A 14,738-nucleotide genomic window follows, 5' to 3' on the forward strand; every position below is an offset into this window, starting at 1 on the left:
CTGGAGGGCTTTTTGCTGTTCGATAAAGTGGGGAGGGGGTATGTAAAGGGGTGGGATTTGTCGAGGAATTGTAGACTCGTGGATAAACAGCCGAAACTTTTTGATTGAGGGCTAAAACTCGTGGATAAACTGGCCGAATTTCTGGATTGATGCCCTGGATTCAAACTCTTGGGTAAGTCTGAATACCCCTTAAGGTATCATCTGAAAACAGTTTCGGCACCCGAAAATGCACCTGATTTGTATGTTTTACGATGTGTTCAACCTGACTTGTTTAGTTTTTTTGTGAAATCACTTCATTTGCGCCCTAAAAAATGAAATATCCCTTCTAAAAATAATCAGAAGGGATACCCACATTATGAAGGAGTATACCCTACCTCTGTTGAGGCTCGTAAAAACAAAGGTTATTTCCGAATGGATCCCCTATCCTGATTTCCAGATGGCCATGAGCTTTTTCTAATCCAGGTCTTGCATACTTGTATTTTTTTTTTCGAAATCAGTTTATTGTGCAGCTCTTCAATTCCTTCAACTTGTATACGGATTTTGATGCCAGGGCTGGAATCACCATAATGTTCTGAGAGATGCAATTGGCAAGAACCTGATGACACTTGCATATATAAAGGATAATCTTCTTCATACCGGTGCTCCCAGTCTAGATGAAACTCCAAAAAGTCTAAATAAAATTCTTTTGCTTTTTCTACGTCAAATATTCGAAGGATCGGAGTAATGCTCTTTGCTTTAATCATGTAAAGTGGTCTCCATTTTGTTTTTTACGAGTTGTTTTAATTGTTTTAGATTTGTTACAAAAAGTTCTTTCAAAGCCCAATCTTTATAGGGAGATGGGATTTTTATGTCATCCACATCTTCTTCACTCTCAGCGAGCCTCTTTACGTCTTTTATGTATTGAATAATTTGATAATAGTCTGATTTTGAACCTAACGGACCATGTCCGGGTACGGCTGTTTGTATATTCCAGGTACTCAATTCTTGCAGCGTATGCATCCAGTTATCCAGATCGGATTCATCAAAGAACGAAGGATTTGTTTGGACGAATAATAAATCTCCCATAAAAATGACCTCGTCTTCTGGTAGATATAAGAACGTATCACAAGGCGAATGACCAGCGCCTCTTGTGAAAAGCTGAGCTGTCCGTTCAGTACCATGAATAGTAAAAGCTTCAAGGAACGTACAAGAAGGGAGAGTTAGCGTCAAGGTTGGTAAGGACACTAAGATTTCCTGTAAAAAATGAATCTGTGTGAGTGTTTTTCGCGCTTTTGTCTCGTTATATTCGCTTTGTAACGTTTGTATGTAATTTTCTAATCCAGCGATATCTTGCTTCTGTACATTAATACGTTGAGGCTGAATGTCCCTCGTTTTTTTGTAGGTTACCTCACTTGATATCAGGATGCTGGAGTCGAAAACCTGGTTTCCGCGGATGTGGTCTCCATGGTAATGACTGTTCACAACCCAAGAAACAGGCCGATTTGTCACCTCTTCTGCACACTTCTTTAATTCCAGTGCTGCTTGCTGTGTATTGAATGTGTCAAATACGATAGTTTTATCACCCAAATCTATGAAACCCGCATTTCCAACGGCACCGCCGCCATCCTTAGCAATAGCTGTATATATACCTTCTTTTACTTTATGAAGTTCAAAATGTTTATTTTCAGTCAGATTCATGTAATAACCAACCTCCTATCATTTAATTTTCTCTTCTAACCTGCAGAAACCTTTATATCAAGAAGGATTTTTATTCCAGAAAAAAGAATTGTAAAGGAAAGGGTGGACACTATGAAACTAGGAACGATTGTTTACTATGTCTTGTTTTTATACATCGGTTTTTTTATATTTCTCCAGGAGGATTGGTCTCCTTGGTTAGTTGGCTTCCTAGTCATTGTATTAACTTTTAGTCTTCGAAAGTTTACAGAGAGGGTCGAATTCTTACAAAGGAAAATTCACTTTCTTGCCGGGTGTGGTGTTCTTTATGGGATGCTGATCATTTGGGCGTCTGTGATTAAATTTATCGTTTATTAAAGGAGGGCAATCAATGAAAGAAAAACTAATCCGAGTAGGTACTGCGTATGTACCAGTTCGGGATCCAAACTTATCTGCTAAATGGTACGCTGAAAATCTTGGAGCTGAAATTAACTATCAGGATGAAGATAAAGCGATTATGAATCTAGCTAACCAAAGCTTTTTCCTCGTAAAGGCAGAGCAAAACGAGAGTGCCAACTTCACAGATTACAAAGGCAATGAAAGATTTAGTTTAACGTTTGAAGTCGACGGGATTGATACGCTGTATAACTTGCACGAGGAATTCAAGAGTCTAGGAATTCAGACTGGTGAAATAGAAGACCGCGGTCATGCGGGTGAGAATTTTGTATTCTGCGATCCGGATGGAAACAAATTTGATGTATGGAGTGAATTAAGTCCGTCATTTAAAAAAATGCGCGCTTCTTATTACGAGGAGGTATAAAAATGAGGTGGGTGATCGGTATCATCTTCTCTTTGTTAGGCGTTCTTCTACTAACGCAAGGTCTATCTTTAAGAGCGGCTGGAGCGGGAACCATAGATGGTGATGGTATCGGCGTTTATTTCTTAGGCATGGAAATCAATGATAAAGTGGCAACCGCCGATATACCGACTTACGCTAATGGCTTTTTAGGAACAGGCACGATTCTTTTGCTTCTTGCTGTCTCACTTTTTGTTATCCTCTTAAAAGAAAAAAACACATTCAAACCGATTCGAAGAAAAAATCATGCTTGAATTTTATGTGAAAAGGGAAATTTCATAGAAAGATAAAGAGGAACCAGGGATGAAGTCTCAAGGTTCTTTTTTCTTTTTTAATAATGTGCTGAGGAGGTAAGAGTATGAAAAAGAGACTTGTGCTCGTATTCATTTGCGGGTATTTATTGCTTGGTCCTTCGGCAAAAGTATTGTCTCCTACATTCAATGATAAAGCTGTGAACCTGTCTCACTATACTCCGATCAGCACGACAATCGTCAGCGAGAACCAAGTATTATATGATAAACAAAACCCGCTCCAGTAAATGGGCGGGTATGCTCTTATCGTTTTCCGCTTAATCCGTACATCACAAATTCAACGATGTGTTCAATCTCTTTATCATCATCCCATTCCTGGTTAGGAAAAAGAATGAAGCGGGGTAGAATGTAACCGATGATGCTTGAGGCTGACATGCGTATGATGGTTTCAGGTGGCAAGTCGATGATTTCTCCCTTTTCCTGAAAGTGCTCGATGATTTTCTTAAACTTCCCGTATACGTGCTCATTGAAAAGTTTCTGATAAGGTTCACGAAGCTCGTCGTGAAACGCAATCTCTTGTATGAAAATTTTCAACACAGAGAAATGTTTTTTTACGAACTCCAGACGATTCTTCGCGATCATTCTTAGAAAATCCTCGTAATGCTCATACTCTTTCTCAAATACTTCTTTTGCAAATGTTTTTATAAAGAAGGGAGCAGCGAACTTTGCCATTGTCGGTGTAACGATCGCTAAAAGAAGTTCCTTTTTTGTTTTGTAGTGGCGGAAGATCGTACCTTCAGCAACCCCTGCTTTCTTTGCAATTTCACTTGTGGAAGATGCTGCAAACCCTTTTTCTGAAAAAGTATCAATTGCCGCTGCTAATATTTTTTGCTGCTTTTCACTAATGACAGTGTCTTCGGTGTCATTTATCAGCTCTTTAATCCATTCTTGATCGGACATGAGTGTGTTTCTCCTTTAAACGTGCGTTTCTTTTATTATAGACACATTTTTCATCAGTGGACAAACCGTTACAGTTTTCTGTGTTTTTTTAACGCCAAAACGTTTAATACCATAAAGAGCAACGAAAAACCGGCGAGAACAAGAACTTCATCATAGATCTCTGACCATCCGCCGCCTTGGATCATTACGTCGCGAATCGCCTGGCCGCCGTAAGTCAACGGCATGAGATAACTTAGCGGCTGGAGCCAGTCAGCCATCGTTTCAATGTTAAAGAGTCCAGAGAAGAACACTTGCGGAACGACGACCAGCGGTATGAACTGAATCATCTGCAGTTCGTTTTTTGCAAATGCAGATAGCAATGTTCCTAGCGATAGAGCTGTAACGGCCAACATGAGTGTGATCAAAATAACGAACCAGATGGAACCTGCCATCAGGATGTCGAGAACATAGATCGAGAACGAGACGATAATTGCTGATTGGATAATGGTAAAAATCCCGAAACCTAAAACATATCCAGCAACCATTTCCCAGCGGCGCATCGGTGTAGCAAGCAATCGTTCCAGCGTGCCTGTCGTTCTTTCGCGCAAAAATGAAACGCCTGCGATCAGGAATACGAAAAAGAATATGAAGAATCCAATTAGAAACGGTCCGATGTAGTCAAAGGATTCCATATCAGCCGATCCGTGCAGGTATTCAATTTCTGTTTCCATTGAGTTTTGCTGGTTGCTTTGCGGAGTCAATGGTTTCAGCGTTTTTTCCACAGTCATCATTACCGCTTTGTTAGCTGTCGGATTGCTGCCCTCCAAGGTGATTTTCGTTGATGGAGGGTTGATCTCAATTATTGCATCCAGCTTTTCATTTTCTAAGTCTTCGGCTGCTAGTTTTTTATTTTCATAGACTGTAAAAGACTTATCAGTTTTCTCAAGTTGTGAAGAAATCTGTTCCGTACTGCTCATTACAGCGATCTCAGGGTCATAATCATTTCCAGAAAAAACGAGATTAACAAGCGATAAGATGAGTAATGGTGCCAGGAACATCATGGCAAGCGTTCGTTTATCCCGGATGAACTGGCGGATGATCCGTTTTACTAATGCTCTAGTTCTCATTTCGGACACCTCCGTAATAAAGGAAAGCATCTTCAATCGTTGTACTTGCTGTGGATTCTTTTAGTTCCTGAGGTGAACCTGAAGCTATTAATCTTCCATCACGCAGCATACCAAGGTGGCCGCATTTCTCTGCTTCATCCATCACGTGAGTCGTGACAAGGATCGTTGTACCAGCGTCACTTAGTTTGTAAAGTTCGTTCCAGATTGACTGGCGAAGAACAGGATCAATCCCAACAGTAGGTTCATCTAGTATTAAGATCTCGGGTTCATGAAGAAGGGCTGCAGCTAATGATAAGCGTCTTTTCATTCCTCCTGAGTATTGATGAACAGGCTTCTTTAAAAATTCAGTCAGGTTTACTAGGGAAGCAGCGTGTTCGATTCGTTCTTTTTGCTTTTGTCCTTTTAAACCGTAAATGGAAGCGAAGAACTCAAGATTTTCTTTGCCGCTCAGTTCAACATAAAGTGCGTCAGATTGAGCCATAAAACCAATGCGTGTCATGTTATGAAGATTAGGCATGAGTGTGTCGAGTACTTTAATACTGCCTTTTGTTGGGGTTTCAATGCCTGCAATCATTTTAACGAGAGTCGTTTTCCCTGCACCGGATGGACCAAGTAATCCGTAAATCTTATTCTTTTCAACGTTTAACGAAATCTTTTCTAAAACCTGATGTGAACCATAGTTTTTTGATACATCGGATACGTGTATAACAGATTTCATACGGAACCTCCTTAAAGGTTAATGATAAGAAGTGAGTAATCACTCATTTTCTATTTTTAGCATATGTGAGTGTACAGAATATTGTCAAGTGAGTACTCACTCATTTGTTTCGACACAAAAAGAGATCCCCGAATAATAAGGGGATCTTCGTATATTTGAGGGGGTATTCATCGTAGTAACGTTACTTAATAACCAGTACGGGACATTCAGCTTTTTGAACAACGTAATGGCTTACACTTCCTAAGAACAATTCTTTTACACCGCTTAACCCGCGGCTGCCGATCACGATTAAATCGATTCCGTTTAGTGACGAATAGTGGGTAAGTACGTTTCCTGGGTGTCCTTCAATCGCTTTTGCAACGATAGGATGATCTGTTTTTAGGCTGATTTCTATTTTGACATTTTGGATGATCGCTTCGTTTCTTTCTTTTAACTCGTAGGATGCTTGTTCAACAGGATAGTTTGCGTACGTATATGCCATCGTATAAACAGGCTGGTAAACGGTGACTAGGTGAAGTTCATCGTCTTTTCTTTCGTTCGCAAATTCCACTGCAAAGTCTAATGCCTTTTGGCTTTCCTGAGATCCTTCATAAGCAACAAGGATGGTTTGTATGTTATTCATCTTAAATCCTCCCTACACTTTTTATATTTTGGAACTGATTTAAGCATATGATGTTAGAAGGTATTTGTATGTGATAAACATCACAAACTTTTGCTGTTTTGAAATAATATTGACGAAAATTTCAGGAAAAACCATAATTAACCTATATTACAAGAAATGAGGGGTTAAAGATGTTAAAAAACAACACTAGCTATGTTCAAATGATGATGGTGCGGAAGGGTTGAAATTTCGTTAACACTGACCCTCCGTGTAAAAACACTAATGGGGGAATTAATTTATGTCTTTTAGCAATTATGGAGAACTTTGTACGGAAGTTTATGATCTTACTAAAAAAGTTGGACAGTCTTTTGGCGGGGACATTGAGTATTACACGAGCAGACTGAAGGAAAACGGCGGACGTACCTTGGAAGCGATGGTCGGATCCGGGCGTGTAATCATTCCGCTTTTGGAAGCAGGGCTTCACGTTGATGGAATGGACTATTCTGCTGAGATGCTGGCTTCTTGTCAAAAGCGGATCGACGCAAAAGGATTATATGCTAACCTTTATCAAAGTGATCTTCAGAAACTCGATTTGCCTCAAAAATATAAGAATATCATTATACCTGGAGGCTCATTTTTACTGATCGAAAAGCGGGAAGAGTCACGTCAGGCATTGGAACAGATGTATGAAAATCTTGAGGATGACGGGCGTTTGATCTTGGATATCTTCCTGCCTACCGATAATTTTGAAGCGGGAAAAGTGCTTCGTACATTAACGGTAGACTGCCCGAACGGGGACATCATTACGATGGAAGATAAACTAGTAGAAGTGAACTTCTTCGAACAATACAAAGTATCCTATCTAAAGTACGAAAAATGGCGTCAGGGAAGTCTTATACAGACAGAACTGCAGCGTTTTGCAATCCGCTGGTACGGAATTGAAGAACTAAAGCTGATTATGGAGAGCGTTGGTTTTAAAAATGTTTCAGCGAGTGCTGACTTCCAGTATGGAAAGAAACCGACTTGCGCCCGTCAAAGCTTTGTTTTTGAAGCAACAAAATAAAGAAGAAAAACCATTTGCTTTTGTGAGCGAATGGTTTTTTTATACAAAATTATTGTCGATTTTGTGTTTTCTGATACCGATACTGCTGCCATCTGAACCGGATAAAGCAGCCAACGCAAAATCCTAATATAGCGATGAATGATGCAGCTGCTACCATTGCAGTTGCAGCTATAGCGACCCCAGTCCAATTCAGTGTGTATCCGATAAATCCTAGAGCTAATAGCGAAATGGCGATAAGCTGGTTAAATTGCTGCTGATCTTTATCTTCAGGAATATATTCAGATGGTTTCTTTTTCAAAAATAATCCTGCAAACCTCATCACCGGATTAAAGTTAAAGAACATTCCAAGTAATCCAGCGCTTAATGGCAACAATAGAATCCATGCTTGACCAGTTAGCCATGTGGCTGCAACTGATAAAAATATAAACCATTGATTCGTGCGGACTAAAGGTCTAGGGATAGAAGCAGGACTTTTTGTCATAGTAATTCCGACCTTTCTTATAGGTTTAGTTATTATAGTGTAAGTGTATTCGGTCGATATGTGAAGTGTTAAGCACTATTAAATTTAAGAAGGGGATTAGGGCGGATAAAAAGAATCCTTTAGAAGAGGTGATACGAATGAAGATAAAACGAGATGATACAGAGGTCCATTATCAATATGCTGAGGAAATCCGAGAAAAACTGAATCAAGACACATTTGCCCAGTGGCTCGGAATTGAACTGACGGAAATGGGGCCAGGAAGTGCAGAGGCTGAGATGACGATAACGGAGAACATGCTGAACGCACACGGGACCGCGCATGGAGCAGTGCTTTTTGCGATCGCCGATTTTGTGTTTGCAGTGGCATGTAATTCATATGGAAAAACATCGGTAGGGCTGTCGGTGAACATCGGTTATTTAGCAGCTTGTCAAAAAGGGGATAAAATAACCGCAAAAGCTTCAGAAATCAAGCGGAATCATCGCACATCTTGGTATGAAGTGACGGTTGAAAACTCAAATGAGGCGGTTGCTCATTTGAGTGCACTGTCCTATAGGAAGAACGACTACTTTGTAGGCGGGGAAGAGGAGTAGCGAGGAGTAATCACATAAAAAGTTGTGATATAAAAATATAGGTTAGTCACAAAATAAATGCTGCTCATCACATAAAAAACCACTATTATCACATAATTTGGTTTATTTTACCATTTTCAATAATGAGAAAAGGAGTGAGGCACATTGATCTGCGCCTCACTCCACTTTTTTATTTTTGCAATGTTTTTTTGATATATTTGATCGTCTTTCTTAAATCCTCTGCTGTCGGTCTGCCAAATGGTCCTGTCTGAATATCGAAGTACAGCACACGTTTTTGGTCATCCACTAAAAACAGTGCCGGTTCACCGTGTTGGCCATGATCTTCATAGAGCTCTCCGTTATGATATTGCACACCATATGGTTCTGCCGCAGCTCTTTCAGGATCACTGAAAACTGGAAATGACAGTGAATGTGTTTCCTTCATTTTATTCAGGTTTTCCATTTCGTCGGTCGAAATCGCTAGAATGTGTGTGTTTAATTCATTAAAGGTGTCGATGTTCTGTTCAAGCTCTTTTAATTGATCGTTACATACCGGACACCATTCTCCCCGGAAGAAAACGAGCAGATGGAAACGTTCATCTTTCTCCAGGTGCTGATGAAAAGAAAACGGTTCTCCAGTTTCACTCTTTAAAGTAAAATCTGGCGCCTTATCGCCTGTTTTTAACATATACATCCCTCCAACTCATTAGACTCTCCTTAAGGTATACCTCTAATCATGAGATTTAAACCATTTGACCAAACAATTCCTAAAATCGGTACACATATTTTGCCGCAAGCCAATAGCCAACTTTAATAATCAATTTTTTTTCGTAAAGATTGTAAAACAATGATATTAGATTAGGGTAGCGTTAAACTTTTGGGTTAAAAAAAATAGTGCTCGACTATAGGTATATTCTACGTCTATATGTAAAAAGATTCAAAAAATGAGAAGGGTTTACAATGACTTTTTACCTATTTTAAGTTAAAGCTTTTAAAAATTAGTAGTATCTATTTGTTTTTGCTAGAATAGTAAAATTTTTCTTTATTTTCAGTTATTTCACCCCTATATTAGAAATTGTCGACGACAACAAAATTTTAAGGAGTGAAGTAAATGTTTAAGAAGATTGCCACTATGGCAGCAGTACTACCATTAGTTGTATCTCTTGCATCACCGGCTTCAGCGGCGAAAAGTACCGAAGTAAAGGCGAATGTAACTCCTCAAGAAATTATCGTAAAATTTAAAGATGGTGTTTCAGACTCCAAGGCAAAGTCGTTAGCAGTTAAAGCAAAGGATGAAGTAAAAGAAAAAGGTTCAAAATTCCACGTGATTAAAGTTAAAGAAGGAACAGTAGAAGAAGCTATTGCAGAATATGAAAAGAGCGGAGATGTAGAGTACGCGGAACCGAACTATACATACCATGCTTCTTGGACACCGAATGACACGTATTTCTCAAATGGCGTACAATGGGCTCCTCAAAAAGTCAGTGCACAATCGGCTTGGGATATTACTCGCGGATCTTCTTCTGTAAAAGTGGCGATTCTCGATACAGGTGTTGATTACAACCACCCTGATTTAGCAGGCGGAGTAATTAAAGGGTATGACTATGTGGACAACGATTGGGATCCAATGGACCGACATGATCATGGTACACATGCTGCAGGTATTGCGGCTGCAACAACAAACAATGCTCGCGGAATTGCAGGTATGGCGCCGAACGTTATGATTTATGCGGTACGTGTACTTGATGCAAACGGAAGCGGAACTTTAGATGACATCGCGAACGGGATCTATCATGCTGTTGATAACGGTTCTAAAGTTGTTTCCTTAAGCCTTGGGGGACCAAGCGGATCAACCTCCCTTCAAAACGCTGTAAACTATGCAGCTTCTAAAGGTGTAGTTGTTGTAGCTGCAGCAGGTAATGAAAGCACATCTGCTCCAAGCTACCCGGCTTACTATTCAAATGCGATCGCTGTAGCAGCTACTGACCGCAACGATCTTAAAGCTTCTTTCTCAAACTACGGTTCTTGGGTTGATGTAGCAGCTCCAGGAGTAGACATTGCTTCTACAGTTCGTAACGGAGGCTATGCTTACATGTCTGGTACTTCAATGGCTTGTCCTCTAGTAGCAGGGATTGCTGGATTGCTAGCTTCACAGGGACGCAGTGCATCCAACATTCGTGCAGCGATCGAGAACACAGCTGATTACACATCTGGGACAGGTTCTTACTACTCTAAAGGGCGTGTAAACGCAGCGGATGCTGTTCGCTACTAATCTATAAAAGTAAAAAGGCTCTCAAGAACGGACTGCGTCCAGACTTGAGAGTTTCTTTTATCATAATAGTTTTAAAAGACTAGTAAAAAATGTCGAAGCATAAGAGGGAGGTAAGGATGAATGCTTATGTTTCTCTTGCATAAATTGTCGATGTAGACATAATTCCTTATTTTAAAAATGGGACTTGTGGAAACTTTTAACAGTTTGCTAGAATAGTGATAATAGTACCCTCAGCAAGAATCTTTATTCTTTTTTTTCTAACACTAAAAAGAAAGGAGGTTCGCATCTTCTTCGGCAGTTTCATTATCTCATTGGACCAACAAGTCTTACATGAATTTTTGCAGCCCTAGTATAACCAAATGATTCACTAATCTTTTTGATAAAAAGGAGGTAAGGATCATGAGTGAAATTCGTTTAATTCCCTTTGTGCTGGAAGATGTAATGGAAATATCGAAAGAGGAAATTCCATACGGTGTTGAAATGATCAACGCTCCTGCTTTTTGGCGTGAAGGTGAAAAAGGACAAAGTGTTGTGGTGGCTGTTCTCGACACAGGCTGTGACACGAGTCATCCTGAACTCGCTAATAGAATCGCAGACGGACGGAATTTCGTAGAAGGAGAGGAAGACGATTATACGGATGCCCATTACCATGGAACACATGTTGCAGGTACGATTGCGGCAACGCTAAATAATGCAGGTGTTGCAGGCGTTGCACCAGACGTGAAGCTGCTGATCTGCCGGGTACTCGGTAAAGATGGAAGCGGAACGTATCAAGGGATTATCGATGCCATCGATTATTCGGTAAAATGGCGAGGCGAGAACGGGGAGAGAGTACGTGTGATCTCGATGTCACTCGGTGGACCGAACGATGTCCCTGAACTTCATGAAGCGATTCAAAGAGCAGTGTTGGAAGGTGTTCTTGTAGTCTGTGCGGCTGGAAATGAGGGGGACAACAAGGAAGATACAAACGAACATGCTTTTCCTGGGGCTTATAAAGAAGTAGTACAAGTTGGTGCAGTAGATGCCAAAATGAAGCTGGCACCTTTTTCAAACACAAATGATGAAATTGATCTCGTGGCACCAGGTGTTGATGTGATCTCGACCTATCCTGGTAATAAATATGCCAAGCTGTCTGGAACTTCGATGGCAACTCCGCATGTTTCAGGTGCAGCAGCTTTACTGATCGAACGAGAGGAAAAACTGTTTGGCCGCGAGCTCTCTGAAGCAGAAGTTTATGCTCAGCTCGTTAAAAACACCTTAAGCATCGGATTAACGAAGAAGGCGGAAGGAAATGGATTGCTTGTCTTGAACGCGCAGGAAAAAGCGGTGTGTGATAAGGATACTTATCGAGCAATGAGAATTCCGATGGAAACGGCAGCAGCCAAAGATCCAGACTCATAATGCAAGCCCGTTTCTAGGAGAAAGGGCGTGTTGGAGGATGGCTTATAAAATCCTGGCACTTCTTATCAGTTTCGCAATGCTAATTGTGAAAATCTATGAAGAGATGAGAAGACGTGCAAGAATGATGGCAAAGAAAGAAGAGCTGGAAAAGAAGAAGAAACGAAAGCGCAAGAAAAACGCCAAGAAAAAAGAGAAGGAAAGTGCTTAAATGAATAATTGGAACAAAAGCTGATCTGCTGGACAAGATAACGTCCGGAATAGATCAGCTTTTTTGCTGTGTGGAGCGGATTTTGAAGATGCTTTTGAACGAGGTTAATTTCCGCTGCAGGGCTCGCTTTCCGCAGGGTGTGCGGTGAGCCCATTCGTCGCCTTGCGACATTGAATGGTCTCACCTGTCCCACTCATCCTGCAGGAGTCTCGCCCTTCCGCTCCAATTAATTTTTCAATGAAGAACTTCATTAGAAAATCTTTCTATAGCAACAATCTTTTAGATAAGAGCCTAAATTAGGTTCAGTTTTTGAAAAAAACTGTTCAGAATAGGGTTTTGAGTATGCGTACTAGGGCTGGGAGGGCGTGTTGGGTGTGCTCAAGGCTCCAAACAGGATCGAATCTAAAAGTTTTGGGGCTGAATCCACGAGTTTCAGCACTCAATCCAAAAGTTTTGACTTTCAATCCAAAAATTTTTGGTGTTTATCCACGAGTGGACTCTTGTTGCCAAAATTCGTTACACCCATAACTATCAATGGACAACTCAGCTTAAAAGTTGCTTCGCTGGAAAGAAAAGGAGTAGTATATTTACACTACAATGTTTTAAGAGAGGTCGTAAATATGTTTGCTTTGCTCATAATAATCGCTGTATTAGTGGTTGTGTTCTTATTCATCACTTTTCATCCGGTGTTTGGAAGCAATCCCTCTAAAGAAACTAAAACGAAGTACAGTTCACTCGAACATTATTCTAACGGTACGTTCGTCAATCAAATTACTACCGAAATGGCTACAGATTTCCGGTCCATGCTGCCTGTATTAAAAGAATTTCTAAAAGGAAATCCGAACAGACAGCCCGCTCAGCAGATTCCAATAAAACCGCTTCAGTTTTCTGCTCAGAATATGAACCAAAAAACAAAAGTGACTTGGTTCGGTCATTCTTCGTTATTGCTGGAAATTGATAATAAACGAATCCTTCTTGATCCAATGTTCGGAAAAGCACCGTCGCCCATTCCCTGGTTCGGCAACAAACGCTACAGCAAAGAACTGCCGATTTCTGTTGAAGATCTGCCTCAGATAGATCTGGTTGTATATTCTCATGATCATTACGATCATCTCGATTATGGCACGGTAAAAAAACTAAAGAGTAAAGTAAAGCGGTTTATAGTTCCGCTCGGAGTCAGCAGCCATCTGGTAAGATGGGGTGTAGAGCCAGATAACATACAAGAATGTAACTGGTGGGATGAAATTGTCGCAGCGGGTCTCACACTTGTTTGTACACCTGCAAGGCATTTCTCTGGCAGGAGTTTAACGAATCGCAATTCAACGCTATGGTGTTCTTGGGTTATCAAAGGACAAGAGACGAAAATCTATTTTAGCGGTGACAGCGGATATGGTCCGCATTTTAAAGAGATAGGTGAAAAATATGGACCTTTTGATTTAACCTTGATGGAGTGCGGTCAATACCATAAAAAGTGGGCTGCGATTCATATGATGCCAGAAGAAACCGTGCAGGCACATCTAGATGTAAAAGGGAAGATGATGATTCCCATTCACTGGGGAGCCTTTACATTATCATTGCATAACTGGATAGATCCAGTTGAACGGGCGGTCAAAGCTGCGAATGTTAATAACGTGATGATTTCTACCCCTCAAATAGGTGAAACGATATCTTTAGATGATGAACACCCTCGTACTAATTGGTGGAAATCCTGATCAGCGGATCTCAGATTTCTTTTTCATATGATGCAAAGTAAATATCAGACTCGTCAATCCAGCAGTAAGGATCGGGCCAATGCTATAGATGAGGTATCTCCAGTCTCCGGTCACAATGGAACTAACGGTAAAAATGATTGGGAATCCTATCAGCACAAATAGGGAGGCGAACAGACCGCCTTTTAAGTTTTCTTTCATCAGGCACCTCTTTTTTTGAATTTGGTAAATTTTAACTTTATGATACCATAAAAAAGGCGGTCCCAAAATGAATTTTGAGCCGCCTTTTTCTTATTTGCTTTTCCATAACTCTAACAGAGGACCTTCTTTTCCGAACAGCGGATCCGTTTCTGGCAATGGAACTAGCATAATCTCATCGAGCACTTCAGGGCGTTCGTCAGGCTCACCTTTTTTGAGGTTGTGTTCCATTCCGCCCGGATACGCTCCAGCTACTTTAAAGTCAGTGCTGCATCCGATCATTTTATGGCCGGTTCCTGCAGGTAGAACGATAACATCCCCTTTAGAAACGGTAACGGAAACACCGTCTTCACCGCCTAATAAAAGTACGGCTTCACCGCTCATAACCCCTAATACTTCATGTGTGTTGCTGTGGTAATGGTGGTAATCGAACACGCCATTCTTCCAGCCGTTAGTCCATCCGTTTTCCTCAAAAACATCCAGTGCATCCTGAGGTTCTTTTAGTTCACCAACGTACAATAGAACTGGCCAAGAAGGATGATTTGGAATCTTGCCATCATCCGTAAAGAACAGCGTTTTAACATTTTCGCTTAACATTTTCATATCCACTTAACACCTCACCCGTTTTTCGATTCTTTTCCCTTTATTCTATAAAAAGAAACTAAAACCTTTTCTGAAAATATTTTTTATGA

The 14,738-nt window shown here is 40.6% G+C and carries 18 protein-coding genes and 1 pseudogene; 9 read left to right on the plus strand and 10 right to left on the minus strand.

All coding sequences use genetic code 11. The annotated features are described in order from the left end of the window. Window positions 1–370 precede the first annotated feature (370 nt). Both ABE41_RS07200 and ABE41_RS07205 read right to left on the minus strand, forming a co-directional pair. Window positions 371–743 (minus strand): annotated as a pseudogene (locus ABE41_RS07200) (glyoxalase superfamily protein). After that, window positions 736–1,677, minus strand: a complete 942-nt coding sequence (locus ABE41_RS07205) for an MBL fold metallo-hydrolase (RefSeq protein ID WP_066288146.1) — start codon at window positions 1,675–1,677, stop codon at window positions 736–738. The pseudogene ABE41_RS07200 and the gene ABE41_RS07205 overlap by 8 nt, the downstream one beginning before the upstream one ends. A gap of 367 nt (window positions 1,678–2,044) precedes the next feature. Between ABE41_RS07205 and ABE41_RS07215 the strand changes: the two genes are divergently transcribed. The 3 genes from ABE41_RS07215 to ABE41_RS07225 all read left to right on the plus strand — a co-directional run bounded on the left by ABE41_RS07215 (window position 2,045) and on the right by ABE41_RS07225 (window position 3,047). Further along, window positions 2,045–2,473 (plus strand): VOC family protein, encoded by a 429-nt coding sequence (locus tag ABE41_RS07215; protein WP_066288152.1) that lies wholly within the window; start codon window positions 2,045–2,047, stop codon window positions 2,471–2,473. A gap of 2 nt (window positions 2,474–2,475) precedes the next feature. Then, complete coding sequence (locus tag ABE41_RS07220) at window positions 2,476–2,763, plus strand: hypothetical protein (RefSeq protein ID WP_066288156.1); 288 nt, start codon at window positions 2,476–2,478, stop codon at window positions 2,761–2,763. 104 nt (window positions 2,764–2,867) lie between these two features. Then, complete coding sequence (locus ABE41_RS07225) at window positions 2,868–3,047, plus strand: hypothetical protein (RefSeq protein ID WP_066288159.1); 180 nt, start codon at window positions 2,868–2,870, stop codon at window positions 3,045–3,047. Window positions 3,048–3,063: 16 nt separating this feature from the next. Here the strand turns inward: ABE41_RS07225 and ABE41_RS07230 are convergent, their stop codons facing one another. The 4 genes from ABE41_RS07230 to ABE41_RS07245 all read right to left on the minus strand — a co-directional run bounded on the left by ABE41_RS07230 (window position 3,064) and on the right by ABE41_RS07245 (window position 6,166). Beyond that, on the minus strand, window positions 3,064–3,720 hold the full coding sequence (locus ABE41_RS07230) for a TetR/AcrR family transcriptional regulator (RefSeq protein ID WP_066288162.1): 657 nt from the start codon (window positions 3,718–3,720) through the stop codon (window positions 3,064–3,066). Between the two features lie 68 nt (window positions 3,721–3,788). Next, on the minus strand, window positions 3,789–4,826 hold the full coding sequence (locus ABE41_RS07235; protein WP_066288165.1) for an ABC transporter permease: 1,038 nt from the start codon (window positions 4,824–4,826) through the stop codon (window positions 3,789–3,791). Further along, entirely contained in the window at window positions 4,816–5,544 is a 729-nt protein-coding gene (locus ABE41_RS07240) for an ABC transporter ATP-binding protein (protein ID WP_066288169.1), read from the minus strand. The genes ABE41_RS07235 and ABE41_RS07240 overlap by 11 nt, the downstream gene beginning before the upstream one ends. A gap of 181 nt (window positions 5,545–5,725) precedes the next feature. Further along, the gene (locus ABE41_RS07245; protein ID WP_066288173.1) at window positions 5,726–6,166 is read right to left on the minus strand and encodes a universal stress protein; all 441 of its coding nucleotides are present in this window, start codon (window positions 6,164–6,166) and stop codon (window positions 5,726–5,728) included. Window positions 6,167–6,443: 277 nt separating this feature from the next. Between ABE41_RS07245 and ABE41_RS07250 the strand changes: the two genes are divergently transcribed. After that, the gene (locus ABE41_RS07250) at window positions 6,444–7,208 is read left to right on the plus strand and encodes a class I SAM-dependent methyltransferase (protein ID WP_066288175.1); all 765 of its coding nucleotides are present in this window, start codon (window positions 6,444–6,446) and stop codon (window positions 7,206–7,208) included. Between the two features lie 49 nt (window positions 7,209–7,257). On the opposite strand, the gene ABE41_RS07255 is transcribed toward ABE41_RS07250, so the two are convergent. Continuing rightward, on the minus strand, window positions 7,258–7,689 hold the full coding sequence (locus ABE41_RS07255; protein WP_066288178.1) for a DUF4395 domain-containing protein: 432 nt from the start codon (window positions 7,687–7,689) through the stop codon (window positions 7,258–7,260). A gap of 137 nt (window positions 7,690–7,826) precedes the next feature. Here ABE41_RS07255 and ABE41_RS07260 point away from each other — a divergent pair, with 137 nt between their 5' ends. Beyond that, window positions 7,827–8,279: a PaaI family thioesterase gene (locus ABE41_RS07260; RefSeq protein WP_066288185.1), complete on the plus strand. Its 453-nt coding sequence runs from the start codon at window positions 7,827–7,829 to the stop codon at window positions 8,277–8,279. 169 nt (window positions 8,280–8,448) lie between these two features. Here ABE41_RS07260 and ABE41_RS07265 read toward each other — a convergent pair whose 3' ends face one another. After that, window positions 8,449–8,946 (minus strand): peroxiredoxin family protein, encoded by a 498-nt coding sequence (locus ABE41_RS07265; protein ID WP_253805457.1) that lies wholly within the window; start codon window positions 8,944–8,946, stop codon window positions 8,449–8,451. Window positions 8,947–9,369: 423 nt separating this feature from the next. On the opposite strand from ABE41_RS07265, the gene ABE41_RS07270 reads away from it, so the two are divergent. The 4 genes from ABE41_RS07270 (at window position 9,370) to ABE41_RS07280 (ending at window position 13,851) form a co-directional block, all read left to right on the plus strand. Continuing rightward, on the plus strand, window positions 9,370–10,530 hold the full coding sequence (locus ABE41_RS07270) for a S8 family peptidase (protein WP_066288190.1): 1,161 nt from the start codon (window positions 9,370–9,372) through the stop codon (window positions 10,528–10,530). A 399-nt stretch (window positions 10,531–10,929) separates the two neighbouring features. Further along, complete coding sequence (locus ABE41_RS07275; RefSeq protein ID WP_066288192.1) at window positions 10,930–11,931, plus strand: S8 family peptidase; 1,002 nt, start codon at window positions 10,930–10,932, stop codon at window positions 11,929–11,931. Between the two features lie 37 nt (window positions 11,932–11,968). Further along, entirely contained in the window at window positions 11,969–12,139 is a 171-nt protein-coding gene (locus tag ABE41_RS20990; RefSeq protein WP_156774244.1) for a hypothetical protein, read from the plus strand. A 620-nt stretch (window positions 12,140–12,759) separates the two neighbouring features. Beyond that, window positions 12,760–13,851 (plus strand): MBL fold metallo-hydrolase, encoded by a 1,092-nt coding sequence (locus ABE41_RS07280; RefSeq protein WP_066294705.1) that lies wholly within the window; start codon window positions 12,760–12,762, stop codon window positions 13,849–13,851. Here ABE41_RS07280 and ABE41_RS07285 read toward each other — a convergent pair whose 3' ends face one another. Together ABE41_RS07285 and ABE41_RS07290 are read right to left on the minus strand one after the other, a co-directional pair. Beyond that, window positions 13,852–14,049, minus strand: coding sequence for a hypothetical protein (locus ABE41_RS07285; RefSeq protein WP_066288195.1), 198 nt, complete (start codon window positions 14,047–14,049; stop codon window positions 13,852–13,854). It lies immediately after the preceding gene. A 90-nt stretch (window positions 14,050–14,139) separates the two neighbouring features. Then, the gene (locus ABE41_RS07290; RefSeq protein ID WP_066288199.1) at window positions 14,140–14,649 is read right to left on the minus strand and encodes a cupin domain-containing protein; all 510 of its coding nucleotides are present in this window, start codon (window positions 14,647–14,649) and stop codon (window positions 14,140–14,142) included. Window positions 14,650–14,738: the final 89 nt, after the last annotated feature.

This window comes from Fictibacillus arsenicus (assembly GCF_001642935.1).
In the GTDB taxonomy this organism is placed as follows: Bacteria; Bacillota; Bacilli; order Bacillales; family Fictibacillaceae; genus Fictibacillus; species Fictibacillus arsenicus_B.